The 25,405-nt window shown below is 72.1% G+C and carries 22 protein-coding genes; 4 read left to right on the top strand and 18 right to left on the bottom strand.

Annotated features, from left to right (window positions below; translation table 11 throughout):
• Window positions 1–612 precede the first annotated feature (612 nt).
• The 5 genes from AB0H82_RS05835 to AB0H82_RS05815 all read right to left on the bottom strand — a co-directional run bounded on the left by AB0H82_RS05835 (window position 613) and on the right by AB0H82_RS05815 (window position 6,949).
• Window positions 613–825 (bottom strand): DUF6243 family protein, encoded by a 213-nt coding sequence (locus AB0H82_RS05835; protein ID WP_030778304.1) that lies wholly within the window; start codon window positions 823–825, stop codon window positions 613–615.
• Window positions 826–1,104: 279 nt separating this feature from the next.
• Window positions 1,105–2,652, bottom strand: a complete 1,548-nt coding sequence (locus AB0H82_RS05830) for an MFS transporter (RefSeq protein WP_362989190.1) — start codon at window positions 2,650–2,652, stop codon at window positions 1,105–1,107.
• Window positions 2,639–3,376, bottom strand: coding sequence for a flavoprotein (locus AB0H82_RS05825; protein WP_362989188.1), 738 nt, complete (start codon window positions 3,374–3,376; stop codon window positions 2,639–2,641). The genes AB0H82_RS05830 and AB0H82_RS05825 overlap by 14 nt, the downstream gene beginning before the upstream one ends.
• Window positions 3,373–5,580 carry a B12-binding domain-containing radical SAM protein gene (locus AB0H82_RS05820; protein WP_362989186.1) on the bottom strand — a complete coding sequence of 736 codons (2,208 nt, stop codon included), beginning with the start codon at window positions 5,578–5,580 and terminating at the stop codon, window positions 3,373–3,375. Before AB0H82_RS05820 ends, AB0H82_RS05825 begins: the two co-directional genes overlap by 4 nt.
• Window positions 5,573–6,949, bottom strand: a complete 1,377-nt coding sequence (locus tag AB0H82_RS05815) for a radical SAM protein (RefSeq protein ID WP_362989184.1) — start codon at window positions 6,947–6,949, stop codon at window positions 5,573–5,575. The genes AB0H82_RS05820 and AB0H82_RS05815 overlap by 8 nt, the downstream gene beginning before the upstream one ends.
• A 371-nt stretch (window positions 6,950–7,320) precedes the next feature.
• Between AB0H82_RS05815 and AB0H82_RS05810 the strand changes: the two genes are divergently transcribed.
• Window positions 7,321–8,289: an NAD(P)/FAD-dependent oxidoreductase gene (locus AB0H82_RS05810; RefSeq protein WP_362989182.1), complete on the top strand. Its 969-nt coding sequence runs from the start codon at window positions 7,321–7,323 to the stop codon at window positions 8,287–8,289.
• A gap of 32 nt (window positions 8,290–8,321) precedes the next feature.
• On the opposite strand, the gene AB0H82_RS05805 is transcribed toward AB0H82_RS05810, so the two are convergent.
• On the bottom strand, window positions 8,322–8,945 hold the full coding sequence (locus AB0H82_RS05805) for a response regulator transcription factor (protein WP_362989181.1): 624 nt from the start codon (window positions 8,943–8,945) through the stop codon (window positions 8,322–8,324).
• A gap of 132 nt (window positions 8,946–9,077) precedes the next feature.
• Window positions 9,078–11,798, bottom strand: coding sequence for an AAA family ATPase (locus AB0H82_RS05800; RefSeq protein WP_362989178.1), 2,721 nt, complete (start codon window positions 11,796–11,798; stop codon window positions 9,078–9,080).
• Between the two features lie 107 nt (window positions 11,799–11,905).
• Between AB0H82_RS05800 and AB0H82_RS05795 the strand changes: the two genes are divergently transcribed.
• The gene (locus AB0H82_RS05795; RefSeq protein WP_362989176.1) at window positions 11,906–12,886 is read left to right on the top strand and encodes an ornithine cyclodeaminase family protein; all 981 of its coding nucleotides are present in this window, start codon (window positions 11,906–11,908) and stop codon (window positions 12,884–12,886) included.
• A gap of 18 nt (window positions 12,887–12,904) precedes the next feature.
• Here the strand turns inward: AB0H82_RS05795 and AB0H82_RS05790 are convergent, their stop codons facing one another.
• The 8 genes from AB0H82_RS05790 to AB0H82_RS05755 all read right to left on the bottom strand — a co-directional run bounded on the left by AB0H82_RS05790 (window position 12,905) and on the right by AB0H82_RS05755 (window position 21,069).
• Entirely contained in the window at window positions 12,905–14,203 is a 1,299-nt protein-coding gene (locus AB0H82_RS05790) for a sulfite oxidase (protein WP_362989174.1), read from the bottom strand.
• 83 nt (window positions 14,204–14,286) lie between these two features.
• Window positions 14,287–14,895 (bottom strand): sugar kinase, encoded by a 609-nt coding sequence (locus AB0H82_RS05785; protein WP_362989172.1) that lies wholly within the window; start codon window positions 14,893–14,895, stop codon window positions 14,287–14,289.
• The gene (locus AB0H82_RS05780; RefSeq protein WP_362989170.1) at window positions 14,896–16,053 is read right to left on the bottom strand and encodes an ROK family glucokinase; all 1,158 of its coding nucleotides are present in this window, start codon (window positions 16,051–16,053) and stop codon (window positions 14,896–14,898) included.
• Between the two features lie 198 nt (window positions 16,054–16,251).
• Window positions 16,252–17,073: an ATP-binding cassette domain-containing protein gene (locus AB0H82_RS05775; protein ID WP_362989277.1), complete on the bottom strand. Its 822-nt coding sequence runs from the start codon at window positions 17,071–17,073 to the stop codon at window positions 16,252–16,254.
• Window positions 17,074–17,093: 20 nt separating this feature from the next.
• A complete protein-coding gene (locus AB0H82_RS05770; RefSeq protein ID WP_362989168.1) occupies window positions 17,094–18,161 on the bottom strand; it encodes an ABC transporter permease in 1,068 nt (355 codons plus the stop codon).
• Window positions 18,158–19,177 carry a sugar ABC transporter substrate-binding protein gene (locus AB0H82_RS05765; protein ID WP_362989166.1) on the bottom strand — a complete coding sequence of 340 codons (1,020 nt, stop codon included), beginning with the start codon at window positions 19,175–19,177 and terminating at the stop codon, window positions 18,158–18,160. The genes AB0H82_RS05770 and AB0H82_RS05765 overlap by 4 nt, the downstream gene beginning before the upstream one ends.
• A gap of 95 nt (window positions 19,178–19,272) precedes the next feature.
• The gene (locus AB0H82_RS05760) at window positions 19,273–20,271 is read right to left on the bottom strand and encodes a sugar ABC transporter substrate-binding protein (RefSeq protein ID WP_362989164.1); all 999 of its coding nucleotides are present in this window, start codon (window positions 20,269–20,271) and stop codon (window positions 19,273–19,275) included.
• A gap of 114 nt (window positions 20,272–20,385) precedes the next feature.
• Window positions 20,386–21,069 (bottom strand): GntR family transcriptional regulator, encoded by a 684-nt coding sequence (locus AB0H82_RS05755; RefSeq protein ID WP_362989275.1) that lies wholly within the window; start codon window positions 21,067–21,069, stop codon window positions 20,386–20,388.
• Between the two features lie 208 nt (window positions 21,070–21,277).
• Between AB0H82_RS05755 and AB0H82_RS05750 the strand changes: the two genes are divergently transcribed.
• Window positions 21,278–22,300: a Gfo/Idh/MocA family oxidoreductase gene (locus AB0H82_RS05750; RefSeq protein WP_362989162.1), complete on the top strand. Its 1,023-nt coding sequence runs from the start codon at window positions 21,278–21,280 to the stop codon at window positions 22,298–22,300.
• A gap of 37 nt (window positions 22,301–22,337) precedes the next feature.
• On the opposite strand, the gene AB0H82_RS05745 is transcribed toward AB0H82_RS05750, so the two are convergent.
• Together AB0H82_RS05745 and AB0H82_RS05740 are read right to left on the bottom strand one after the other, a co-directional pair.
• A complete protein-coding gene (locus AB0H82_RS05745) occupies window positions 22,338–23,183 on the bottom strand; it encodes a sulfotransferase domain-containing protein (protein WP_362989160.1) in 846 nt (281 codons plus the stop codon).
• A gap of 12 nt (window positions 23,184–23,195) precedes the next feature.
• A complete protein-coding gene (locus tag AB0H82_RS05740) occupies window positions 23,196–23,789 on the bottom strand; it encodes a sulfotransferase family protein (protein WP_362989158.1) in 594 nt (197 codons plus the stop codon).
• 268 nt (window positions 23,790–24,057) lie between these two features.
• Here AB0H82_RS05740 and AB0H82_RS05735 point away from each other — a divergent pair, with 268 nt between their 5' ends.
• Window positions 24,058–24,879: a class I SAM-dependent methyltransferase gene (locus AB0H82_RS05735; protein ID WP_362989156.1), complete on the top strand. Its 822-nt coding sequence runs from the start codon at window positions 24,058–24,060 to the stop codon at window positions 24,877–24,879.
• A gap of 37 nt (window positions 24,880–24,916) precedes the next feature.
• Here AB0H82_RS05735 and AB0H82_RS05730 read toward each other — a convergent pair whose 3' ends face one another.
• On the bottom strand, window positions 24,917–25,402 hold the full coding sequence (locus AB0H82_RS05730) for a PaaI family thioesterase (protein ID WP_362989154.1): 486 nt from the start codon (window positions 25,400–25,402) through the stop codon (window positions 24,917–24,919).
• Window positions 25,403–25,405: the final 3 nt, after the last annotated feature.

Raw genomic sequence — 25,405 nt, 5'->3', positions numbered from 1 at the left:
GCTCGTGGGAGGGGGCTGCGCATGCATCGCAGGGGCGATTTCCGGTGACGCGGTCCCGATCGCACTTGGGGCGATAGCCGTAGCGAGTGGAGTGGTTCTCGCTGTTCTCGCTCTTCTCGCCCACCGGAAGACCCGCTCCTGAACCGTGCTCGCTCACGTCGCCGGCGGTACGGGCATCGCCAGCCAGGGCGGCGGCGTAGTGACGACGGACGCCTCAACTGCCCCGACCCCTCAGGCCAAGAGAACCAGTCACCCACCGCAGAAGGAGGAGCAGTAGGCGCCATGAGGGTGCAGATTGCGGCTGCGGTGCTTCATCTCGCGGGTCCCAGAGGGGAGCCATGGCATATGTGGCTCGCAGCCGGGACCGCATTCGTCTTTATTGCTCTCCTTGGCCTTTACGTGCGCCGGGATCGCCGGCGGCACCGGAAGTGAACAGCGAGAGCATGCCGGTCCCCCCGGGCTGGACACGGGGAACGTGCTTGTGGCGATGCCTGCGGGGGCTCGGCCGAGAACTGAGTGGGACCAGCCGCGCCCGGTACGGCAGCAGGGCCCGGGCTGCGCGTCGCGGTCCGGGCCCTGATCCGTGCGGTGCCGCCCTGCGGCGGCAGCGCGTCAGCTCTGTGCGGTGTCGTCGCTCGTCTGCCCGGCGTCGCCCTCGGCCGCGCCCACCTTCTCGCGCATCTTGCGCACCAGCTCCGCCTTCTGGTCGGCGGCACCCTGGCGGTCGAGGTTGCGGTGCGGACCGTTGTTCTGCCGCTCGGCGCGGGACAGCCTCTTGCGCTTGCCGCCACCCATGCCGACAGGGTTGTTGATGTTCTTGCTCACGGGTTCTCCCGAAATGGTGTGAAGTGATCTACGGATTCATCGGTGGGGGACGGGCGCGGCGACGTCGAAGGACGTCAGCAGGGGCCCGTCACGCTCTCACTCGTAAATCGGCGTCTGGAAGAACATGACCGAGACGTTACCCGGTTCTGTCGGCTCCGCACACCAAGTTGTTCCGGATCCTGCGGCGCCGTCCGAGGCCGCACCTGCGTGAACGGCGTCGATCCAGACCGTGTGGACCTCAGAAGACGCTCCGACTGCCAGGAGGTCTCGCGGCGCGGGTCACCCCGACGGCAGCTCGGCCCGGCGTACGGCGGGAGAGGCGAGGCGGACCGTGGCGCCGAGGGCGGTGAGCAGTGCGGAGGTCAGGAACGTGGGGGCGGTGCCCCAGAGCGCCACCGCTCCGCCGAACACGGCGTAGGCGAGAGGGCCGAGGCCGAAGCTCGCGAGGCTGATGACGGACATGACGCGGGCGAGGTACGCGGGGTCCGCCGACGCCTGGACCAGCGCGGCGGTCAGGCCGCCCGCGACGCCGAACACGAGTCCCGCCACGGCTCCGAGCCCCGCGGCGACGGTCAGGGCGTCGGTCGCCGCCAGGCAGCCGATGGCCGCCGAACCGATGGTCAGGGCGGTGATCTGGACGAGTCCGGCGCGGGGCGGTCTGCGCAGGACGATCAGCAGCAGGGCGCTCGCCCCTGCGCCGACGCTGAAGGCGCCCACGATCCAGCCCACCCCGGAGGCTCCCCAGCCGCGTTCGTCGGCGAGCAGGACGAGGCCGAGGTTGAGGGGGCCGCTCGTGCCGAGGGTCACGAGGAAGCTGCTGAGGGCGAGCGGGCCGATGAGGGGGTGGTGCCGGATGTAGCGCAGTCCGGCGGCCAGTTCGTTCCCGGTGCGGCCGGAGCCGGAGCCGGAGCGGGTCGCGGTGACCGGCCGCCCGGCGCGTTCGTGTCCGGTGCTGGCGGAGTTCGCGCGGGTCTCGGTGACCGGCAACCCCGCGCTTTCGTGTCCGGTTCCGCCGGAGCCGGAGCGAGCCCCGGTGACCTGCGGCCCCGCGCATTCGTGCCCGGTGCCGCCCGAGTCGGAGCGAGCCCCGGTGACCGGCAACCCCGCGCGTTCATGCCCGGTGCCGCCCGAGCCGGAGCGAGCCCCGGCGACCGGCGGCCCCGCGCATTCGTCCCCCGTGCCGCCCGAGCCCGGGCGGACCCCGGCGACCGGCCACCCCACCGTGACCCGGACCGTCATCAGGAGTGCCAGGGACACCGCGAACAGGGTGCCCGCGAGGGTGAAGGCCGTCGGTGGGCCTTCGGCTGCCATGGCCAGGCCCGCGGCCGGTGGGCCCAGGGTGCCGCCGAGCCGCATCGCGAGTGCGTACATGCCCTGGAGGCGCACCAGTTGGGTGGGGTGCGTGATGCGGGGCGGGAGGGAGCTCACGGCCGGGATGAAGACGGCGTCGACCATGCCGAAGACCAGCGCCACGACCAGTAGCAGCCACACGCCGGGGGAGGTGAGCGCCAGCACCGCGGCCGCCGCGAGGATGGTGAGGCAGCGGACCGTGTCGCTGACGACGACGACCCGGCGCAGCCCGTACCGGTCGGAGACCAGGCCGCCGCCGAGCATCAGGACGGCGCGCGGCACCGCCCCCACGAACAGGACGAGGCCCACCTGCGCCGGCCCTGTGGCCTGGCTCGCCGCCCAGCCCAGGGAGAGGAAGTAGACGCTGTCCCCGATGGCGGAGGCCGTGTAGGCGGTCAGCCAGCGCAGCACGTTCGGGTCGCGGTGGGCGGGCTTCGTGGTGTCCTGCGGCGCGGTCGTCGTCTCAACCGGCTGCACGTGACTCCCCTTTCTCTGCCGCCTCCGATACCTCTCCCTTCTCTACCGCCTCCGGCACCTCTCCCTTCTCTTTCACCTCCGGTGCCTCACCTGCCTCTGCCGTTTCCGCTTTCGCCGCTTTCCCCGCGGCGCCGGTGCGCAGCCGCAGCGCTCCGCTGACGTACCGGGCGACGGCCTCGGGGCCCGGGACGCTCAGCCGCTCCTCGTACGTGCCGCTGGCGGCCTCGTACGACAGTCCCGGGCGGGGCAGCACGATCTGGTGGCCGTCCTCGCGGAGGGTTTTGATGTTCCGCCGGACCGCGGGGTTGCCCAGCATCTGTTCGTTCATGCTGGGGAAGAAGGTGACGCTGTGGTGGTGGGCGAGGAGCGTCGTGGTCAGGAAGCTGTCCGCGAGGCCGTGCGCGGCGGCGGCGATGGTGTGCGCGGTGGCCGGCAGGACGCACACCAGGTCCGCCCAGCGCGCCCACTCGACGTGGTTGTGCGCCAGCGGCGGGTCGTCCGCGGCGGCGACCCGCTCGACCAGCAGCCGGAGGGACGCGGCGGGCAGGAAGGCGCCCGCACTGGCGGTGAGGACGACGCGGAGCTCCGCCCCGCAGTCGCTCGCGATCGTCGTCAGATACGTCGGCAGGTTGAGGATGTTCGCCGATCCGCACGCGCCGATCAGGACGTGGGGCCGGCCGGGGCGCCGGAGCCGTGCCTCGGCCGTCATTGCCTCGGGCGTCATCCGGCCTCCCGGGACAGCGCCGCCACGGCCTCGGGGGCGGAGAGGGGCGTGGATGCGGGGGCCGGGGCGGGGGCGGGGGCGGGGGCCAGGATGTCCGCCTTCAGTGCCTTGGTCACCCACGTGGGGGGCGCCTTGTGGTCCGCCGGTCCTGCCTCCCGGCCGACGGTCTCGTAGGTGCGCAGTTGTTCGGCCAGCACGGTGGGCAGGGCGAACACGGAGCCGTCCTGCCGGACGAACGGCACCTTGGGTGTCTCGTCCGGCGCGTGGCGGCGTACGCGGGGGGTGCCGGTCGTGGGGAACCCGTCGACGGTCCACCCCTCGGGCAGGGCGATGACGCGACCGTTCAGGAGGTGCCGGCCGGGCGCGGCCGACGGGCGCCGGGGTGTCCGGCCCTCGGCGATGACGTCGAGCACCCGTACGCCGTACCGCCGGTGGTAGAAGTACGAGTGCGGGGTGTCGGTGCCGCCCACCCACGGGCGGTCGAACTCGGCGCGCTGGAGGGAGAGTTTGCCCCGCGTGACGCGCGCGTGGTCGGTGTCCGTCCAGGTCTCGTCGTGCCGGTAGCGGAGCAGGCGGTGGATGTCCGTGCCGGGGACCGGTCTCGTGTCCTTCACCCCGAAGCGTCCGGGGTCCTTGGCGATGATGGCGCCCGATGTCAGGTCGAAGCTGCCGAGGCCGCCGAAGGTCCAGTCGTCCCTGATCCCGGCCAGGAACCGCACGGAGTCGAGGGCCTCCTCCGCCGTCTCGCCGGGGAACTCCGTGAAGCCCATCATCTGGACCGCGATGCCCGCGCCCGCGAGGTTGCGGACCGTTCTGCGCGTCTGCTCCACGGTGACGCCTTTGTCGATCAGGCCGAGGACGCGGTCGTTGCCCGACTCGAAGCCGACCGACACGGCCACGCAGCCGCTGCGGCGCAGCACTTCGCACTTCTGCGGCGACCAGTACTTCTCCAGGCGGATCTCCGCGCCCCAGCTGACGTCGATCCCGCGGGCCGTCACGGCCTCGGCGAACTTCAGCATCATGGCGGGTGCGAGCACGTCCACGGAGAAGTAGACGAAGGGTGCCTGCCGGGAGATCTCGGCGACCTGGTCGACGACCTTGTCGACGGGGTCCTGGCGCCAGGGGCTCGTCGGTCCGTCGCCGTTGAGTCCGTAGTCGCAGAACGTGCACTTGTTCCAGTAGCAGCCGCGGGTGGGGCTGTAGTAGACGAACCGGTGCGGCGACAGGTAGAGGTGCCAGGGCAGGCCGGTGTAGTCCGGGGCCGACAGGTCGGCGAGGCGCTCGATGCGGAGCGTGGGCGCGGAAGGGCGGGCGGACGGGCGGGGGGACGGGCGAGGGGCGGGGGCACGGTGCCTGGCCGCGGGGCGGACGTTGCCGGTCGCCGGCCACGTGCCGTGCGAGCGGGCCCGCAGGAGCGACAGGAACCCCGACTCGCCCTCGCCGATGACCGTGGCGTCGAAGGCGTCGAGCAGCTCGTCGTACGTCCGTTCGCTCGCCTTGTACTTCCACAGGTCGGACACCTCGGTGCCGCCGCAGATCAAGGTGGTGTCCGGGCACCGCTCGCGGAGCAGTGCCGCCTGCCAGAGGGCGAACGGCAGCTGTGCCGTGTACGTGATGTTGAGCCCGACGATGTCGTACCGCGCGGCCTCGATCTCGGGCAGCAGCACGTCGTCGTAGTACGGCTGGAAGGGCGCGTTGACGCGGGCGAGCACCGAGGGCGAGCGCAGGGTGCGGGTGTCGGAGACGTTCAGGTGGGGTGCGGCGTGCAGTTCGAACCCGCGGAACTGGCCGGGGTGTCCGAGGGTGGAGAGCAGGCCCATCCACGCCTGGATACGGCCGACGGCGGCACGGTAGCGCCGGTAGTCGTAGAACTCCTCGGCCGACCGGAGGGTGTCGACGGCCGCGGTGAGGGCCCGCAGGTCGCTGACCTCCGCGGTGAGCAGCAGGGCCAGTTCCCGCTGTTCCTCCGCGGTGAGGTCGCGGGCGGCCAGCAGGTGGGCGCGCCGGCGGTGGGCGCGCTCGACGACCGCGCGGTGCCGGTCGGGCAGCAGGGTGTGGTGGAACGCCTCCACGTTGGTGTCCCGGATGCCGACGTCGGGGAAGCCCTGGGCGACGACGTGGCTGCGCAGGTAGGTGAGGCTGTGGTACGGCGCGGTCGGGTCCGTCAGCGGCGGGTAGAGCAGCAGCACCTTCACCTCAGGCACCGCCGGCGTGCTGGAGTTCGTCCGTGGCGGTCGTGAGGCCGTTGAGGGCGGCGGCGACGTCCATGCGGCCCTGGAGGTTCGTCTTGAACGGCGGGCAGGGCGGGTCGTTTTCGCTCCAGTGCTTGGGGCACGAGCCGCCGCACACGGGCAGGAACGCGCAGCCGGAGCACGGTACGGACGACGTGCTCAGCTTCTCGTGCCAGTCGTCGTAGTCGCCGCGCGGGCGCAGCCGCGGGGTCGGCAGGTCGACGACGGGTGTCAGGACGTCCTCGCGCTCGTGCCGGTCGACCAGCGGGTGCTCGGTGCAGCTGAAGACCGATCCGGAGGAGCTGATGACCTCCTGGGAGCGGGTGACCGCGGGGCAGATCTTGCCGGCGCGGGCCCGCGGGAGGACGGCGTGGTTCATGCCGAGGCCGAGGATCTCGCGGATCCACTCGACCTCCTGGCGGGCCAGGTCCTCGCGGTCCAGGCGGACTTCGGAGACGTCGTTGCTCCAGGCGTACACGCCGTGCAGGTCGATGGTGACCATCGGGTGTGCCATGCCCGCTGCCGCGAGGTCGTGCATCAGTTCGGAGACGTGGCCGCGGTTGCGTACGTCGATGTTGACGCGCAGGATCACCGACAGCTCGGGGAAGGTGTCGGCCTCGGCCACCAGGTCGCGCAGCAGGTCGAGGATGCGCTGGTAGGAGCGCTGTCCGGACTTCAGCGGCCGGTGCTCGTCGTGGATCTCGGCCGGTCCGTCGAGGGTGATGCACACCTCGCGGAGGGCGCAGTCGTCGTAGAGCCTGCGCGTCTTGCGTACGGTGAGGAGTGCGCCGTTGGTCGTCATCGTCGCCCGGTAGGGGGTGCCGGTCGCCGCGGAGCCGGCCACGAACTCCTTGGACATGGCGAGCAGGACGGCGTAGGCCATCATCGGTTCGCCGCCGAACCAGCGGACCTCGACCCGGTCGGTGCCCGGCTGCGCCATGGCGGTGAGCACCCGGTCGACCACGTGCCCGCGGTGGTCGGGTGTCAGTCCGCCGCGCACGTGGGTCTGTCCGCAGTAGTCGCAGCCCATGTTGCAGTACGAGGTGGGCAGCAGGACGAACGCCCGGTCGGCGGTGTCGTCGGCCGCGGCCTTCTGGGCGGCGACCACGTCCTGCATCTCCTGTTCGGGGGTCAGCTCGGTGAGCAGTCCGAGCCCCCGCAGCCGGTCGGCGAGAGCCGGCGGCATGTCGTCCGGCGCGCTCTGCTCCAGCTGCCGCGCCGCCTCCTGGCCGAGCAGCGAGACGCGCGTCGTCGCGGTGTTGTACACCAGGCGACCACGCCGGCCGGCCGCATCGGTATAGGTGTTCTCACTGACGATCACATATCGGCTCTTGGCCAGCACAGTGCCTCCCAGGTCGTGAACCGCCCCGGGGCGGCACCGGGGGAAGGTGCCGCCCCGAGGGGAGCCGTCAACAGCAGACGTTGTTGCTGCGTGCTTCCGTCATGCTGGCCGACGTGTCGAAGACGTCCTCCGCCAGCACGTCCAGGTCCTGGGATTCGGTCTCGGCAACGATAATTTCCGCGTTCATCGCAATTCCCCTTTCTGCCAACCGATAACGACGGGGCGATATCGGTAACCGCGGCACCGGAGTTCAGCGCCGATCGGCAGCCACGATAGGAATGGCGCGGCCACGGCCACAAGGCACTTTCGGGCAGGCGATGAGGGGGCGTTCGGGAAGCTTCGGAATCGGCGGCCCCGGATAGCCTCACGCAATGCCCGGGCAATTCCCTTCCGGTGAATCGGAGCTCGACGTGTACGAAGTGGCGATCATTGGCGCGGGCCCCGCCGGCCTCACCGCGGCCCTGGTGTGCGGCAGGCAGCAGCGCCGCGTCCTCCTGCTCGACAGCGGCATGCCACGCAACGCGAGGGCGACGGAGCTGCACATGCTGGTGGGCCGGGACGGGCACTCGCCCGCGCGGCTGCGGCAGACCGGCCGCGAGGAGGTGGCCCGCCATCCGAACGTCCGGATCGAGGACGCGACGGTACGGTCGGCCGCCGCGGTCCCCGGCGGTTTCCGGCTGGAGCTGGCGAGCGGCGCCGAGGAGGCCAGGAAGCTGATCCTGGCGACCGGGCAGGTCGACGTCCTGCCCGACGTCCCCGGCCTTGCGGAGCGCTTCGGCAGCAGTGTCTTCCACTGCCCCTACTGCCACGGCTTCGAGGTCAAGGACCGGTCCGTCGTGGTGCTCGGCGGTGGCTACGCGCACTGCATGCAGGCGCTGTACCTCGCGGACCGGCTGACGTCGGACGTCGTCGTGTGCACCCATGGCGCCACCCCCGAGGAGAGTCTCCTCAAGCGGCTCGCGCGGGCCGGGATCACCGTGCACACCGAGCCGTTGGCCGGGGTCGACGGCGGGCTCGGCGACCTCCGGCTGTCGTTCGCGTCCGGGCGTGTGGTGCGGTGCGAGGCGGTCTTCCACCGCACGGCGACCCGCCAGCACTCCGATCTGGCCGAGCGGTTGGGCTGCGAGATGCTGCCGGACGGCCGGGTCAGGGTCGACGCGGTCCAGCAGACCACCGTGCCGGGCGTCTACGCGGCGGGCGACATGGCCCGGCAGGAGACCCTGCCCGAGGCGACGGCGTTCCTGGCCACCGGAGCCGCGGACGGTCTGCGGGCCGCCATCTGGGCCGATCAGGAGCTGCTCAACGAGGACGCGGAGGTCGCCGCGGCCGCGGAGGGGTGATGTGGAGGCAGGAGGTGACAGGGGTGCGTGGCTCAGATGAGGCCGGCGCGGATGGCCCAGGCGACGGCCTGGGTGCGGCTGCGGCAGCCGAGGCGGCCCATGAGGGCGTACAGGATGTTCTTCACCGTGCGTTCGGAGTAGCAGACCTTCTCCGAGATCTCCGGAAGGCACCAGCCTTCGGAGAGCAGCCGCAGGATGTCCGTCTCGCGCTCGTCGAGTTCCGGCGCGACGGGGTCGCCGTGGTCGGCCCGCCGGATCCGGTCGAGCAACTCGCCCTGGAGGGTGGGCGGCAGGGCGCCACCGCCCCTGCCCAGCGTCAGCAGGGTCCGGACCAGCGTCTCGGCGGAACAGTCCGCCCGGTCGAGTACCGCCCGCACTCCTCGCTGGACCGCCGCAGGGACGTCCGCGCGCCATTTCTCCTCGACCACCAGCAGAAAGGGGGCGTCACTGCACGGCAATGCGCCCAGTTTCCTCAACGCGCGGTCGTCCACGGTGTCGAGAGCCACCACATTGACGTCCACCCGGGTATTTCCGTCCCATTCCACCAGCGATAATCGCTCCTCGCTCTCCATGAAGCGCCGCAGACCGGCTTCGGTGATCGCATCGGGGGCCTGGAGGTAAACGCGCAAGGGGTCGGCACTGTTCTCCTCGGGCATGCGGGTCCTCCTCGATCGTGGTGAACGCCCTGCCGACGGTGGCGCGGCGCGGGCCGCCGCCGCATCGGCAGAAACTACGCAGTCCCGGGAGTTGCGTAGTCCGGGTGCGTACGCAGTCCGGCGCCCGGGCGGTCACAGGAGGATGCGGTGGAGCTGACGGCGCGAGGAGATGCCGAGTTTGCGGTAGATGTTGCGCAGGTGGGAGTCGACGGTGCGCGGGCTGAGGAAGAGCAGCACACCCACCTCCTTGGAGGTCGCTCCGGCGGCGACCTCCCCGGCGATGAGGCGTTCCTGCGCGGTGAGCAGGTCCAGCGGGTCCTCGTCGCCGCGGCGGGGCTGTTCGCCGGTGGCCCGGAGTTCACGGGCGGCGCGTTCGGCGAAGGCGCGGGCGCCCATGGCCGTCAGGAGGTCGTGTGCGGTGCGCAGTTCGGTGCGGGCCTCCGCGCGGCGGTTCTCGCGGCGCAGCCATTCCCCGTACGTCAGCCGGGCGCGGGCGTACAGCACCCGGACCCGGGTCCGCGAGAAGCGCTCGATGGCCTCCCGGTACAGCGCTTCGCGGTCCTCGCCCCGGCCGAGGAGCGCCCGCGCCTGCAGCCACTCGGCGGCGGCCCACGGGGCGGGGTACGCGCGGGCCAGCGCCGCCAGGTGGTCCAGGGCGGCGGCGGCCTCCTCGCCGCGCCCGGCGCGCGCGGCGGCCTCGACGAGTTCGCTGTAGACGGCCCAGATCGAGTAGGAGCCCGCCCGGTGGCGGCGCTGGGCGGCCAGCGCGGCCTCCAGTGCCGCCTCGTAGTCGCCGAGGCCGTTGTGCAGCACCGCGGCGGAGTAGTGTTCGCCGACGGTTTCGAGCGGCCGGCCGCCGCGGCCCATCGTGCGGCGCAGCGCGCGGTAGCCGTCGAGGTCGCCCCTGAAGGCGAGGTGGACGAGTTCGGCGCCCACGAGCGGGGTGGTGCCCGCCGCCTCGTCGACGGCCCTGGCCTCGCCGAGGCTGGTGGCCGCGTCGTCGAAGCGGCCGACCGCGATCCGCGCGACGGCCTGGTAGCGCAGGGCCTGCGGCAGCGCGGCGAGGGCGCCCTGCCGGCGCGCCATGTCCACCTGGTGGTCCGCGATCTCCACCATCAGCTCGTCGTCGCGCAGGTCGGTCACGAGCTGGCAGACCAGGTTCGTCCGCCAGGGGGCCGCCGCCGGTCCGGCGGTGCGGCAGGCGGCGGCCGCGGCCCGCATCGTGGGCACCGCCCGTGCGACGGGCAGCATCGCCTGGTCGAGCAGGGCGTCGAGGAGCAGGTCGACCGGCCGGTCCGAGTCCCTGCGCGGTGCCCGTTCACGCATGTGGGTGGCGAGCTTTTGGAGCCTGCCGGGCTCGGTGTCGTGGTACATGTACGAGGCGAACGCCTCCAGGCAGGTCTCCCTGGCCTGCCCGGGGGTCAGTTCGGTGACGACGTCGACGAGGGTGGCGGTCGCCTGCGGGCTGTGGGCGAGCTGGTAGTCGACCCGGGCGCGCAGCAGGCGGGACTGGGCGCGGGCGGCCCCGTCCATCGTGCGGCGCTCGGCCCGGGCGACGAGGGCGCGGGCCGCGGCCGGTGCGCCGGACTGCAGCCGGAGCTGTGCCGCGGCCAGCAGCCGGCCCGCCTGCCGGTCCGGTTCGGGGGTCAGCTGCGCGGCCCGCTCCATGAACGCCGCCGCGGCGGCGAACCCGCCGCGCAGCCGCGCCCGGTCCGCCGACTCCGCGAGTTCGGCGGCGACGTCCTCGTCGGCGTCGACCACCGCGTGGGCCCGGTGCCACGCCCGGCGGTCCGGGTCCGTGGCGGGGTCGCCCGCCGCGGCGAGCGCCCCGTGCACGCGCCGCCGGGTGCCGGGGGCGGCCGACGCGTAGACCGCCGACCGTACGAGCGGATGGCGGAAACGCAGCCGCGGCCCGAGCGCGACGAGCCCGGCGTCCTCAGCGACGGCCAGCTGCGCGGCGTCCAGTCCCAGGAGCTTCGCGGCGCGCCGCAGCAGGGCGAGGTCGCCGACCGGTTCCGCCGCCGCGAGCACCGCCAACTCCCGGGCGGCGGACGGTAAGTGGTCGAGACGGCGGACGAACTTCTCCTGCAGCGCCTCCACCACGCCCGCCCGGGGGTGCTGCGGGCTCGGCACCCCGAAGGGCCCTGCGTCGTGTGCGAACTCCAGCAGCGCGAGGAGGTTGCCGCGGGCCTCGGCGAGCACCCGGTCGAACACCTCGGGGTCGAGGCCCGCGTGCCCCGCGGCGTCGAGCACGGTCCGGGCGTCGTCGTCGCCGAGGCCCTCCAGGGGCAGCCGCGGCAGGTCGGCGACACCGGCCACCGAGCCGACGTCGCGCGCGGCGAAGAGCATCGCGGCCTTTTCCGTGCCGAGCCGCCTGGCCACGAAGACGAGCACCTGCCGTGACGCCTCGTCGAGCCAGTGCGCGTCGTCCACGACACAGCACACCGGCTGCTCCCGCGCCACCTCGCGCAGCAGGCCGAGCACGGCGAGGGCGACCGTCAACGGCTCGGGCGACACCTGCTCGCCGAGGCCGAACACCGCCTCCAGAGCGCCTCGTTGGACCGCGGGAAGCCCCACCCGGCGCTCCAGGGCCGGCGCGCACAGCTGGTGCAGGGCGGCGTAGAGAAGGTCCTGCTCGAATTCGGCGCCCGCCGCGCGGAGCACCACGACGTCTTGCAGCGCCCCCACTTCGACGTCGATCAGGGCCGACTTGCCGATCCCCGCCTCCCCCGCCACCACGACGGCTCCGCCGCTCCCGGCGGCCGCCTCCCTCAACAGCCGCTGTATTTCCCGCCGTTCCCGTTCGCGGGCCACGAACTCCATGCGCATCGGCCTCCGTTCCAGACCTGCCAAGGATGCTCCCGTCGGAAGATGCGGGTTCCCCGCCACGGGTTGGTCCGGCGTGGCGGATGGCGCAAAGCACCCGGTCGTCCGGAACCGGAAGGGGTAGGGGCAGCCCTATGAGCACACGCACCGCACAGACGGCACGCACCGCACAGCCACCGGCCGGCGCCACGCCGCACCTCGACGCCGCAGCAGTGGCCCGTCTCGTCCCGATGTCCGCCGCGGTCGACGCGCTGGAGGCCGTCCTCGCCGCGGGGCTCGATCCGGCCGCCGAGCCGGCCCGCGCGGTCGTGGACGTGCCCGGCGGCCAGCTCCTGATGATGCCGTCGGCCACGGCGTCGTACACCGGCGTGAAGATCGCCACGGTCACGCCGGGCAACGCGGACCGCGGCCTCCCCCGCGTCCAGGGCATGTACCTCCTCCTGGACGGGGTGACGCACACGCCCCTGGCCCTCCTGGACGGCATCGCGCTGACGTCGCTGCGCACTCCGGCGCTGTCCGGGGTGGCGGTGCGGCACCTGGCGGTCGCCGAGGCCGGCCGGCTGGTCGTCTTCGGGACGGGGCCGCAGGCCTGGGGGCATGTCGAAGCGGCACGGGCGGTACGTCCCGCGCTGCGCCACGTCGATGTCGTCGCGCGGCACCCCGGTCGGGTGGCGGCCTTCGTCGACCGCTGCCGCGCCGCCGGTCTCACGGCGGCCGCGGCGGCGCCGGAGGCCGTGGCCGACGCGGACGTGGTCTGCTGCTGCACCACGGCCCGCGAACCCCTGTTCGACAACGCTCTGCTGCCCGACCACGCGACGGTCGCCGCGGTCGGCTCCCACGAGCCGGACGCCCGCGAGGTCGACGCATCTCTCGTGGGCCGCGCCACGGTGGTGGCGGAGTCCCGCGAGGTGGCGGCGCGGGAGTGCGGCGACCTGGTCATCGCCGCCGCCGAAGGGGCCTTCGACATGGCCCGGCTGCACACGCTGGACGCCCTGGTCCGCGGCGACGTGCGGGCGGCCGAGGGGCGGCCCCGGCTGTTCAAGTCGGCGGGCATGGCGTGGGAGGACCTGGCGGTGGCGGCCGCCGCGTACGAGAGGTGGACGGCCGCCGGGTGACTGGCTCAGGACAGGCCCTCAGGCCTCCACCGTCACCGCGTGCCGCAGCACCGCGTCGAACAGGTACCCCTGCGTGTTGTGCACCGTCGTCGCGGGCTGGGTGCGGCCCGTGGAGTCCGTGGCGCGGGAGAGGAGTTCCGCGGGGCCGGACTTGCGGGGTGTCCACGGGATCGACCAGCGGGTCCAGGAGCCGCGCCGCCCGGGGTCGTGCAGGCGGGCGGCGCGCCAGGACGAGCCGCCGTCCGTGCTGACCTCGACCCGGGTGACCGCGCCGTCGGCCGACCAGGCGCGGCCCGTGAGCCGGTGGCGGGTGTGGGCGGACAGGCGCGCGTTCCAGGGGAGCTCGAAGGCCGACTTCAGGGTCTGGCGGGTCAGCGGGGTGCTGCCCCCGGGCGGGTACGCGTCGCCGTACAGCCGGTAGAAGTCCGTGTTCCACGGCGAGTAGAGGGGCGTGGTCGAGACCTCGATGTCGCCCAGCCACTTGATCGAGGAGATGCCCACCCAGGACGGCGCGAGCAGGCGGACCGGGAACCCGTGGTCGGGAGGCAGGGGCGCGCCGTTCATCTCATACGCGAGGATGACGTCGTCCAGCGCCTTGGAGATCGGCATGGGGCGGCGCACGCGGCCGTAGTTCGTGCCGTTCGACGTGACGTACTCGTCGTCGAGGCCGCGCGGCATCACGTCGACCGCCCGGTCGGAGAGGCCCGCCCTGCGCAGGACGTCGGAGAGGCGCGCCCCGCGCCAGCGCGCCGCGCCTATCGCGCCCGTGCCCCACGGGGTGCCGAGCACGGGCTGGTTCTGCTGGGTCTTGAAGTAGTTCCTTGCGTTGCCCGCGCACTCGACGAACGCCGTGCGCGTCACCGGGGGCAGGCTCCGCAGCTCCGCGAGGCTGAACTGCCGCGCCCCGCCCGTCAGTCCGTCGCCCCAGACCCGCAGTGTCCAGGAGGCCGCGTCGATGCGCGGTGTCGTCGTGTGGTTGCGGACGAAGAAGTGCGAGACGGGGGTGGTGAAGCCGGTGCCCGCGAGGGCTTCGAAGCGGGTCTCCGCGTTCGTGCCGTGCACCGTGAACAGCTCCGGGGGCAGCGGCTTGACGATGCCCTCCCCCGCCGCCCGCACCGGCCGCGCCGCGCTGCCCGGGCCCGCCGCGCCCGCCGCGGGCGCCGACAGGGCGACCGGCACCGCCGAGACGACGCCCGCGGCCGCGAGGAGCCGCACCATGTCGCGGCGCCCCACCCCTTCGGCGCGGGCCTCCCCGGCTAACCACTGGCCCAGTCTGCGCCGGTCGTACGCCGACTCTGATTCCGTGATTCTGGTCATGGCCCACACCGTAGGAGGCGGGGCCGCGCGGGGCCGGGCGATCGCTCCGATCTTCACAATCACGCAGTGTTCGGGGCGGCCGTTCAGGGCGTCGTCGTCGACACCACGTACACCATCGGGTGCTCCGCGTTCGAGCGGTCCACGACCACGTCCTGCGTCGGCTTCGGGTCGTCCTGCTCGTGCGTGAGGCCGGACCAGGGACCCGGGCCCGTGAACTCCCAGCCGACGACCTTCTGGTCCCGCTTGCTGATGGTGATGTCGTTCGGCTTGAGGGCGCCCTCGACCGTGCCGATCTGCTTGAGGAACCTCTCCAGGCCTTCGTTGCTGGTGAGGAACTGGACGTAGAGGCGGCTGGTGCGCCAGTTGTTCGTCTCGTAGTAGGCGACCTCGTCGGAGTACGGCTGGACCGGCACCTCGTACAGGCGGCGCTGCACCTTGGAGGGCCAGCCCGCGGTGAGGCCGGTCGCCGAGTACTTGTCCTCCTTGTCGCGGCCGCTGTTGCGGCTCTGGTTCGCGGAGATCACCAGGTAGCCGGCGGGCACGCCGATGAGCAGCACGATGATGATCGCCGTCAGCCAGCGGCGGCGAATCATGTGGCTGCGGTCCTCGGTCTTGCGGGCCTTGCCCCCGTCCCGGTCCGGCTCGGGTGTGCCGGGGCTGTCCGGGGACGAGGGCTGGCGGGGCACGGTCATCTACTGGGTTCCCTGGGATGTGCGGTCGTCGGTGCGGCGCGCCTCTGCGTAGCGCTCGTAGCGTTCGTAGCGCTCCACGCGGCGCCGGTTGGCGCGGCGGAAGCGGCGGGCGACCAGCCGGGACAGGTCGGCGGCGCCGACCATGCCGGCCTCGGGGCCGAGCTGCGCGCGGGCGATGCGGGCCTCGGGGCGGTAGCCGCGGCCGGTCAGGTGGCGGCGGAAGGCGTCGCGGGCCGGCCCGATCAGGAGGTCGTCGGCGGCGCTGACACCACCGCCGATGACGAAGCAGGACGGGTCGAGGGCCGCCGCCAGGTTGGCGATGCCCACGCCGAGCCACTGGCCGATGTCCTGGAGGAGCTCGACGCACATGGCGTCGCCCTCGCGGGCCAGCTCGGTGATGAGCGGTCCGGTGATGTCGGGGACGTTGCCCTTGACGCGCTCGATGATGCCGTACGCGACCGGGGAGTCGGCGGCGGCGAGCTCGCGGGCCTCGCGGACCAGCGCGTTGCCGGAGCTGTACTGCTCCCAGCAGCCGCGGTTGCCGCACGGGCAGCGGTGGCCGCCGGGGACGACCTGCATGTGCCCGAACTCGCCGGCCACGCCGAACTTGCCGCGCTTGACCTGCCCGTCCTCCAGGATCGCGCCGCCGATGCCGGTGCCGAGGGTGATCATGACGAGGTGGTCCTCGCCGCGGCCCGCGCCGAAGCGCCACTCCGCCCAGGCGGCGGTGTTCGCGTCGTTGTCCACCATGACCGGGACCGCGAGGCGGCCGGAGATGCGGTCGCGGAGCGGTTCGTTGCGCCAGGACAGGTGCGGGGCGAACAGGACGCGGTTGCGGTCCGCGTCCACCCAGCCGGCGGCGCCGATGCCGACGGCGTGCACGTCGTGCCGGTCGGAGAGGTCGAGGACCAGCTCGATGATCGTGTCCTCGACGACGCGGGGGCTCTTCGACTTGTCCGGGGTCTCCGTGCGGAGCGTCTCCAGGATGTTGCCGTCGGGGTCGACGACGCCCGCCATCACCTTCGTGCCGCCGATGTCGATGCCGACGGTGTTGACGCGGGGCGCCGTCAGATGGGATCGGCGTTCACGCGTGCCCACGGTCCGCAGGACGGTGGCTCGTGCGGAGCCGCGGTGCGCGAGGTCGCGGTAGGTGCTCATTGCGGCGATTCTGCCTCAACCTCGCGGGGGCGCGCACAGCGGGATACGGGGCCGGGCCCCCGTAGGGGCGCGGGGAACTGCGCGACAAGCCACGAAAAAGCCGCAGTCGCGTCTGCTCCTGGTCCGGCAGACGCGACTGCGGCTTTTCCTGGGCTGAGCGCGCAGTTCCCCGCGCCCCTGACACAGCGCCCCCAGCCGTCAGGCTGAACCGCGGCCCTCCAGCTCGTGACGGAGGTCGTCGAGTTCGCTGCCGCCCGCCATCTCGCGGGTGAGGTCGTCGAGGGAGATCTCGTCGCGGGTGTAGGAGCCGGACATCGCTCCTCGCTTGAGGAGGACGAACCGGTCCCCGACCAGGTACGCGTGGTGCGGGTTGTGCGTGATCAGGACCACGCCCAGACCCGCGTCCCGCGCCGCGGCCACGTACTTCAGGACGACGCCGGACTGCTTGACGCCGAGCGCCGCGGTCGGCTCGTCGAGGACGAGTACCTTCGCACCGAAGTGGACGGCGCGGGCGATCGCCACGCACTGGCGCTCACCGCCGGAGAGCGTGCCGATGGGCTGGTCCACGTCGCGCAGGTCGATGCCCATGCGGAGCAGCTCCGCGCGGGTCGTCTCGCGCATGAGGTCGACGTCCATGCGGCGGAAAGGACCCGTGCCCTTCGTCGGCTCGGAGCCGAGGAAGAAGTTCCGCCAGACCGGCATCAGGGGCACCACGGCGAGGTCCTGGTAGACCGTGGCGATGCCGAGGTCGAGGGCCTCGCGCGGCGAGCCGAGGCGGGTGTCCTCGCCCTCGATGCGGAAGGTGCCCGCGTCGTGCTTGTGCAGCCCCGCGATGATCTTGATGAGGGTGGACTTGCCCGCGCCGTTGTCGCCGAGCACGCAGGAGATTTCCCCCGCGTGGACTTCGAGGGAGACGCCTTCGAGCGCGCGGATGTTGCCGTAGTACTTGCTGACGTCGTCGAGCTCGACGAGCGGCGTGCGCTCCCCGGCCGCCGGCCCGGCGTCGTCGGCACCGGTCATGTCGGCATCGGTCATGTCGGTCACTTCGTCGCCTCCGCGCGCTTGCGGACCCAGTGGTTGAGGAGGGTCGCCAGGAGCAGCATCACGCCGAGGAAGAACTTGAACCAGTCGGAGTTCCACTCGGCGAAGACGATGCCCTTGCTGACCATGCCGAAGATCAGCGCTCCGACGGCCGCGCCGACGGCGGAGCCGTAGCCGCCGGTGATGAGGCAGCCGCCGATGACGGCCGCGACGATGTAGATCAGCTCGTTGCCGACGCCCTCGCCGGACTGCACGGTGTCGTAGCTGAACAGCAGGTGCTGGCCGGAGATCCAGGCGCCGAAGGCGACGCCCATGTAGAGGCCGATCTTGGTCTTGGCGACCGGGACGCCGACCGCGCGGGCCGCGTCCTCGCCGCCGCCGACCGCGAAGATCCAGTTGCCGACGCGGGTGCGCAGCAGGATCCAGGTGGCGATCAGGATCAGGCCGAGCCACCACAGGATGGTGATCTTGAAGTCGACGCCGCCGACGGTGATCGTCGAGGCGAAGACGTCCTTCGCCGAGGAGAAGCCCTCCATGTCGGCGATCGACTTGGTGGAGACCGTGCCGCTGATCAGCTTGGTGAAGCCGAGGTTCATGCCGGTCAGCATCAGGAACGTGCCGAGCGTGATGATGAAGCTCGGCGGGTCCGTGCGGGTCAGCATCACGCCGTTGAAGACGCCGATGGCGAGGGTGACGAGCAGCGAGACGCCGACGCCGACCCAGACGTTCGCCGTCATCTGGTAGCTGAACATCGACGAGACGAGGGCGGACGTCGTCACGAGGACGCCCGCCGACAGGTCGAACTCGCCGCCGATCATCAGGAGCGCCACCGGCACCGCCATGATGCCGAGGGTGGAGGCGGCGTACAGGACCGTCGCGAGGCTGTTGGCCTGCAGGAAGCTGTCCGCGACGAACGAGAAGAAGAGGAAGACGGCGATGGCGCCGACGACCGAGCCGAGCTCGGGGCGGCCCATCAGCTTCTTCAGCGGCGAGGTCTTGACCAGGCGTTCGTCGGTCCTGGCGGCGGGGGCGGGCGCCGGTGCGGGCGCGGGTGCTTTCGCGGTCATCGGGTCCCTCGAATCGCGTAGTCCTCCAGCTCGTCGGCCTGGTCCTTGGTGACGATCTGCGGGCCGGTGAGGACGGGCTTGCCGCCGCCGAGGACGTCGGCGTTGTACTTGTAGAGCCACAGCAGGTCGACGGCCTGGTAGCCCTGGAGGTAGGGCTGCTGGTCGACGGCGAAGCCGAGGTCGCCGGACTTGAGGCCGGCGGCGACCTTCTCGTTGAGGTCGAAGGTGTCGACCTCCGCCTTGCTGCCCGCGCTGTCCGCGGCCTTCACCGCGGTGTCGGCGAAGGGCGCGCCGAGGGTGACGACCGCGTCGATCGACTTGTCGGTCTGGAGCCGGGCCTCGATGGAGGACTGCACGTCGGGCATGTTGGTGCCGGTCACGTAGAGGTTCTGCAGCTTGCCGTCGAAGGTCTTCTTGGCGCCCTCGCAGCGCTGCTCGTGGCCGACGTTGCCCTGCTCGTGCAGGATGCAGAGCGCCTTCTTCTTGCCGCGCTTGTTGAGCTCCTCGCCGACGGCCTCGCCCGCGATCGTCTCGTCCTGGCCGATGTGGGTGAGGGCGCCGAACTCCTTGGACTCGGCGGAGCCGGAGTTCACGGTGATCACCGGGATGCCGGCCTTCTTCGCGCGGGCCAGGGCGCCCTTCATCGCGTCGGGCTTGGCCAGCGAGACGATGATCCCGTCGACCTTCTTGTCGATGTAGGAGTCCACGAGCTGCGCCTGCTGCTGGGCCTCGTCGTCGTGGGCGTACAGGAAGTTGATGTTGTCCTTGACGGCGGCCTGCTTGGCGCCGTTCTGCACGATGTCCCAGAACGTGTCGCCGTCGCCCGAGTGGGTGACCATGCCGAAGGTCCAGCGCGGCGTGTTCACCGCGGCCTTCCCGCCCGCGGCGGCCGCCTTGCGGGCGTCCTCCGCGCGCTTGCCGCCGGTGCTGCTGCATCCGGTCAGTCCCGCGGTCACGCCGAGCACCGCCACCAGCACGGCGCCCACCGCGCGTACCCCTGTCTTCACCCTTGTCACGACGCCGTGCCCTTCTAGCTCTACTGCTCTGTGCGGCCGGTCCGGAACCCCGGCCCCAGCCGCCCAAGTATCGACCACGCGGATCACGCGTGTGTTCATCGGGTACCGCGAGCGGTGTACTTCTCCAGCTTCGGCACATCCTTCCCGGTGACGACGGCGGGTCCGGTGAGGACGGGCCTGCCGCCTCCCAGGACGTTGGCGTTCGTCTTGTAGAGCCACAGCAGGTCGACGGCCTGGTAGCCCTGGAGGTAGGGCTGCTGGTCGACGGCGAAGCCGACCTCCTTGGCCTTGAGCTGCTTGACGACCTCGGCGTTCAGGTCGAAGGTGTCGACCTCGGCCCCGCTGCCCGCCTCGGTCTTCGCCTTCACGGAGTACGCGGCGATCGGCGCGCCGAGCGTCACGACGGCGTCGATGTCCTTGGTGGCCTGGAGTTTCGCGCTGATGGAGGACTGGGCGGCGGGCGCGTTGGTGCCCTCTACGTTGAGGTTCTCGACCGTGCCGTCGAAGGTCTTCTTGACCCCGGCGCAGCGCTGTTCGTGGGAGACGTTGCCCTGTTCGTGGATGACGCAGAGTGCCTTTTTCTTCCCGCGCGTGTTCAGCTCGGTGCCGACGGCCTCGCCCGCCACGGACTCGTCCTGGCCGATGTGGCTGAGCGCCCCGAACCGCTCGGAGAACTCGCCGCCGGAGTTGATCGTGATGACCGGGATGCCCGCGTCCGCCGCCTCGCCGAGCACGGCCCGCATCGCCTCGGGCTTGGCCAGGGTCACGACGATCCCGTCGACCTTCTTGTCGACGAAGGACTGGACGAGCTCGGCCTGGCCCTTGGCCTCCTTGTCGTTGGCGTAGAGGAACTGGACGTTGTCCTTGCTCGCCGCCTGCTTGGCGCCGCTGCGGACGATGTCCCAGAAGGTGTCGCCCTCGCCCGAGTGCGTGACCATCGCGATCTTCAGGCGGGGTGTGTTCACACCCTTGCCGCCCCCGCCGCCCCCGGACGTGTCCTCGTCGTCCTTGCCGCCGGAGCCGCTGCAGCCGGCCGCGAGCGCGATCACCGCCAGACAGGCCGTGACGCCCTTCGCCGTGCGGGATGTGCGCATGGTGGACCACCCCTCTTCTTCCGGCCGCCTCGGTGCGGCTGGGGGAGTTCTAGCGGGGCGTGCGCGGGACCGTCAATGGCTTTGTCAGAACATTCTGACGCGCGGCCCGGGGGCCTACGGCCGTACGAGGAGCTGGAACTCGAAGGAGTAGCGCGAGGCGCGGTAGACGTGGGAGCCGAACTCGACCGCGCGGCCCGTGTCGTCGAAGGTGGTGCGGCGCATCGTGAGGAGCGGGGCACCGGCCGGCTCGGCGAGCAGTCCGGCCTCCTCCGCGGTGGTGGCGCGGGCGCCGACGGACTGGCGGGCGCTGTGCAGGGTGTGGCCCGCGGCGCGCATGAGGCGGTAGAGGCCGGTGGCCTCCAGGCGCGCGCTGTCGAGGTCGAGGAGCCCGGTGGGCAGGTGGTTGCGCAGGTGGGCCATGGGTTCGCCGTGCGCGAGCCGGAGCCGCTCGACGACGTGCACCTCGTCGCCCTCGGCGATCCCGAGCGCCGCGGCGACCTCGGCGGAGGCGGGCTCCAGGGCGTTGCGCAGAACACGGGTCTCGGGGCGCTGGCCCGCGGCCTCCAGGTCGTCGTAGAGGCTGCTGAGCTCCAGGGGCCGCTTGACCTGGCTGTGCACGACCTGTGTGCCGACGCCGCGGCGCCGGACGAGCAGGCCCTTGTCGACGAGGGACTGGATGGCCTGGCGGACGGTGGGCCGGGAGAGGCCGAGGCGGCCCGCGAGCTCGATCTCGTTGCCGAGGAGACTGCCCGGGGTCAGGGCGCCGCGCTCGATCGCCGCTTCCAGCTGCTGGGACAGCTGGAAGTAGAGCGGGACGGGGCTGCTGCGGTCGACGCCGAGCCGGAGGTCGACCGCGGGGTCCTGGACCGGCTTGTCCCGGGCTGTTCTGGCGACTGGTTTGGACACGGGGCGAGCGTAGTCCCAGGAGATGATGACGGGAAGTTCTTAAGTTCTTTTGTCCGGACAAACCATTGACAGGCGGGGTCGGCGTCGTGAGGGTGGGGCCATGCGCATCGGACTGATCGGAACGGGCCGCATCGGCACCTTTCACTCGGTCGCCCTGGGCCGTCACCCCGAGGTGACGTCCCTGGTGATCGCCGACGTGGACGCCGCGAGGGCGGCCGACCTCGCGGCGCGGACCGGGGCGACGGCGGTGGCCTCGGTGGACGAGGTCTTCGCCGCCGGGGTGGACGCCGTGGTGATCACGGCGGCGACGGCGGCGCACGCCGAGCTCATCGGCAGAGCGGCGCGGGCCGGCCTCCCGGTGTTCTGCGAGAAGCCCATCGCCCTCGACCTGCCGGGCACGCTGGCCGCCCTCGCCGAGGTCGAGGCCGCGGGCACGGAGCTGCAGCTCGGCTTCCAGCGGCGCTTCGACGCGGGGTACGCGGCGGCCCGCGATGCGGTGCGCGCGGGCCGGCTCGGGCGGCTGCACACCGTGCGGGCGGTCACCTCGGACCCGTGTCCGCCCCCGGCCGCGTATCTGCCGCTCTCCGGCGGCCTCTACCGCGACTGCCTGGTCCACGACTTCGACATCCTGCGGTGGGTGACGGGACGCGAGGTCACGGAGGTGTACGCGACGGGCTCCGACACGGGCCCCGCGATGTTCCGCGAAGCGGGTGACGTCGACACGGCGGCCGCGGTGCTCACCCTCGACGACGGCACGCTCGCCACGGCCACCGCGACCCGGTGCAACGGCGCGGGATACGACGTACGCATGGAACTGGCCGGAGAGCTCGACCAGTTGGCGGTCGGCCTGGACGACCGCACGCCCCTCACCTCCGTGGAACCGGCGGGCCCGCCCGCCCCGGACAAGCCCTGGCCCGGTTTCCTTGAGCGCTTCGCGCCCGCGTACGAGGCGGAGCTCGCCGCCTTCGTCGACCTCGTGCGGGGCGAGCGGGCGAACCCCTGCGACGGCCGCGAGGCGCTGCACGCCCTGCGGATCGCCGAGGCGTGCGAACTGTCGCGGCGGGAGCGGCGGCCGGTGCGGCTCGCGGAGATCACGGAGATCACGGAGTCGTACGGGGGGTGAGCTCGCGCGGGTGCGACCGCTCTGCGGGGGCGGGATGTCACGGTGTCCGGTCGAGGCGCTGCGGGGCGGCGTCCGCCGCGAAAGCCGCGGGCTGCCACGGTGGCGCGAGAATCCGGCGCGTGACGTCGTTCACGTAGTCGATCTGCTCGGACGTGAGGTAGTCGCGGAACCCGCCGACGACACCCCGTCGGGTCTTGTACGAGTCCGGGTTCCCCGGAACGGCGGGGCGCAGCCGGTCCGTGCCCAGCCCGTCGGAGAGTTCCATGGCGCGCATGGACGTGAAGTCCGCGAAGCCGACCGCGGTGCGCAGGGACTTTTCGTCGGTCGGGGGCAGGCCACAGAAGTCGAGTACGCGTCGCAGCTCGCCGGCCGTGTCCGCCGTCAGGCGTTCGTACGAGGTGAGCAGGAACGAGGCGGGGACGTTCTGCCGCTCGTGCCAGATGTTCCAGAAGGTCAGGCAGGTCTTGATGCTGCCTTCCTCCTCGGTGAGGAAGTCTCCGATCCCGCCGGTGTACGGAGGCTCCTTGCGCAGGGTGCGCTGGAAGTAGCGGGACACGCCTGTGTCCCGGATGTCGCGGACCAGGAGGACGACTTTCCGGTCGTGGTAGAAGTCCTTGCTCCGGGACAGTTCGGCCGGGGTGCGCCAGGCGACGAAGTCGTCGTGCCAGTAGACGATGCGCGGGACCGCGGAGTCGACGGCGCTGTATTCGGTCAGGGTGAGGTCCCGGCAGACCTCCAGGGGAATGCCGCGCGCGGCCGAGATGGCCTTGGCCATGAGCACCCGCAGCCACGTGCGGCCGCATTTGGGGAAGGAGACGATGTAGACGTCGCCCTCCGCGTCGATCATGTCGCCGGAGTCCTTGGCGAACGGAGGGAGGGGCATGCCGGTCCTTTCCTAACGCGGATTCCCGTCGGCGGCCGTCCGGTTGCGGTGCGGGAAGGGTTGGTCCGGTACGGGCAGGCCGAGGAAGGGGGCGAGCCGTTCGTACCCCTCGCCCGCGGCGATGTCGAGCGTCAGCAGATCCTCGTGCCGGCCGGCGAAGTGGCGGGTCACCGCGGCGGTGTGCTGCTGGGCCACCCGGCGGAACCGCTCCGGGCGGAAGTCGTGGCAGCCGTACACCGCGGCCCGCAGGAAGCGCTGGAGGTCCACGTAGACCTGCCCGCGGTCCGCCTTGCTCTCGATGGGCCGTTCCCAGTGCTTACGGCAGGAGCGCAGCCAGCTCCGCTCCTCGCGGACGGTGAGGACGAACTTCGCTCCCGGCCACAGCAGATCCAGCTCCTGGTACAGGTGGGCGACGGTGATGTCGGTGATCCCGTCGTACCGGTCGAGCAGGGGGAAGCGGGCGGTGCCGGCGAGCAGGGTCGCGTAGGTGGCGGGGTCGGACGGGTAGTGGACGACGTCGAAGCCCAGGGTGTGCAGAGCACTGGTGAGGGAGGTGGTGCCGGTACGCGAGAGGCCGATCCCGAAGACCTTTCCGTGGCCTGTCACCGCTTGTCACCGCTTCCTCCCCGGTGGACGGACGGGAGTAGGGCGTCGGCACGTCCGCGCCCGGGCCGCTCGCTGTCACGGTGCCAGACCGTCCGGGTTCCTTCAACACCGCCGCCACGCCGCCCTGTTCACGTCTCCGTGCGGCGGTGCACCGTTGTGCGCGGACGGGCCCTTTGGTCCAATCGTGGCGTCGTCGGTCCTCGGCCGGCTGAGAGGTTCCACGGGTCCGGGCTGATCCAAAAGACACGCCCCAGCGGAGGAGCGGACGATGGAGGAGGACCCCGCTGCCTACATGGCGCGGAACAGGGAGCAGTGGGAGAGCTGGACGCCGCTGAAGGCGGCCTCCGCCCGAGGCGTCCTCGACGACTTCCGCCGCGGCGGGGTGCGCATCCATCCGCTGGAGCTCGACGAAGTGGGGGACGTATCCGGCCGGTCACTGCTCCACCTGCAGAGTCACATGGGTGTGCGCACGCTGTCCTGGGCCCGGCTCGGTGCCCGGGTGACGGGGGTGGACTTCTCCGCGGAGGGCACCGAAACCGCGCGTGCTCTCGCCCGGGATGTCGCGCCTTCGGCTCGCTTCGTGTGCGCGAACGTCTACGACCTCCCCGATCGGTTGACGGAGACGTTCGACCTCGTCTACATGTCCCACGGCACCCTCGGGTGGCTGCCCGACCTGGTCAGGTGGGCGGAGATCGTTGCCCGGTTCGTCGCCCCGGGCGGACGTTTCCACCTCTTCGAAGCACACCCGACCGCGTGGCTCTTCGACCAGCAAACGCCCTCGCGGGAACTGCGGGCGCGCTACGGGTACTTCAGCCCCGGTGAGCCGCTGCGCTGGCAGTACCGGGGGCTGCGGGCGGCCCGCGGGGCCGAGACGGACGGCTGGGAGTACTGCTGGGGGCACGGCATGGGGACCATCCTGACGTCCCTGGTGGGCGCCGGTCTTGCCGTCTCCCACCTTCGCGAATGGCCGTTCGTGGCCTGGCCCATGTTCCCCTTCCTGGAACAGCGGGACGACGGGTGGTGGCACCTCCCCGATGACGTTCCCGCCATTCCGCTGTCCTTCTCCCTCATGGCGCACAAGCCGCGCTGAAGTCCTGTGGCGGAGGGCGCGGAACGGAGTCGGGCTCTCAGGCCGTGGAGAGCACCGTGCCCTGGGCGATCGCGCACAGCGTCTCGCCTTCCTCGCCGCCTTCCTCACCGACGGTGAACAGTTCGCAGCGGACCACCGCCTGGCGGCGGCCCGAGTGGGCCACGACGGCGCGGGCGACGAGCTTGGCGCCGGTCGCGGGGCGTACGTACTGGATGGAGAAGCCCGAGGTCAGCACGGCGGGGCCCAGGGTGGTGCCGGCGGCGAACGTGATGCTGTTGTCCGCCGCGTAGGCGAGCACGCCGCCGTGCACGAAGCCGTTCTGCTGGTGCAGTTCCTCGCGGATGCCGATCTCCAGGGTGGCCGCGCCCTCGCCGAACCGCGTGACACGGGCCCGGACGAGGCGGCTGAACGGCTGGGCGTCCAGCACCTTCTGGGCCGTCCCGAGGTCGAGAGGGTCGGGCACCGGCTGATCGGGCGACGAGTGATCGGGCACCGGCCCGCCGGGCGACGCGTGTTCGGTCATGAC

Source organism: Streptomyces sp. NPDC050732, from assembly GCF_040654255.1.
GTDB lineage: Bacteria > Actinomycetota > Actinomycetes > Streptomycetales > Streptomycetaceae > Streptomyces.
Note: the sequence above shows the minus strand (reverse complement) of the source record. Positions and strands in the feature narration are given on the sequence as shown.

What these genes read in the sequence shown, in the direction of transcription:
- AB0H82_RS05730 (WP_362989154.1), bottom strand. Translation starts at nt 25,402, where the DNA reads ATGACCGAACACGCGTCGCCCGGCGGGCCGGTGCCCGATCACTCGTCG.
- AB0H82_RS05745 (WP_362989160.1), bottom strand. Translation starts at nt 23,183, where the DNA reads ATGCCCCTCCCTCCGTTCGCCAAGGACTCCGGCGACATGATCGACGCG.
- AB0H82_RS05750 (WP_362989162.1), top strand. Translation starts at nt 21,278, where the DNA reads ATGCGCATCGGACTGATCGGAACGGGCCGCATCGGCACCTTTCACTCG.
- AB0H82_RS05795 (WP_362989176.1), top strand. Translation starts at nt 11,906, where the DNA reads ATGAGCACACGCACCGCACAGACGGCACGCACCGCACAGCCACCGGCC.
- AB0H82_RS05770 (WP_362989168.1), bottom strand. Translation starts at nt 18,161, where the DNA reads ATGACCGCGAAAGCACCCGCGCCCGCACCGGCGCCCGCCCCCGCCGCC.
- AB0H82_RS05805 (WP_362989181.1), bottom strand. Translation starts at nt 8,945, where the DNA reads ATGCCCGAGGAGAACAGTGCCGACCCCTTGCGCGTTTACCTCCAGGCC.
- AB0H82_RS05760 (WP_362989164.1), bottom strand. Translation starts at nt 20,271, where the DNA reads ATGCGCACATCCCGCACGGCGAAGGGCGTCACGGCCTGTCTGGCGGTG.
- AB0H82_RS05780 (WP_362989170.1), bottom strand. Translation starts at nt 16,053, where the DNA reads ATGAGCACCTACCGCGACCTCGCGCACCGCGGCTCCGCACGAGCCACC.
- AB0H82_RS05735 (WP_362989156.1), top strand. Translation starts at nt 24,058, where the DNA reads ATGGAGGAGGACCCCGCTGCCTACATGGCGCGGAACAGGGAGCAGTGG.
- AB0H82_RS05775 (WP_362989277.1), bottom strand. Translation starts at nt 17,073, where the DNA reads ATGACCGGTGCCGACGACGCCGGGCCGGCGGCCGGGGAGCGCACGCCG.
- AB0H82_RS05825 (WP_362989188.1), bottom strand. Translation starts at nt 3,376, where the DNA reads ATGACGCCCGAGGCAATGACGGCCGAGGCACGGCTCCGGCGCCCCGGC.
- AB0H82_RS05790 (WP_362989174.1), bottom strand. Translation starts at nt 14,203, where the DNA reads ATGACCAGAATCACGGAATCAGAGTCGGCGTACGACCGGCGCAGACTG.
- AB0H82_RS05810 (WP_362989182.1), top strand. Translation starts at nt 7,321, where the DNA reads ATGCCCGGGCAATTCCCTTCCGGTGAATCGGAGCTCGACGTGTACGAA.
- AB0H82_RS05785 (WP_362989172.1), bottom strand. Translation starts at nt 14,895, where the DNA reads ATGACCGTGCCCCGCCAGCCCTCGTCCCCGGACAGCCCCGGCACACCC.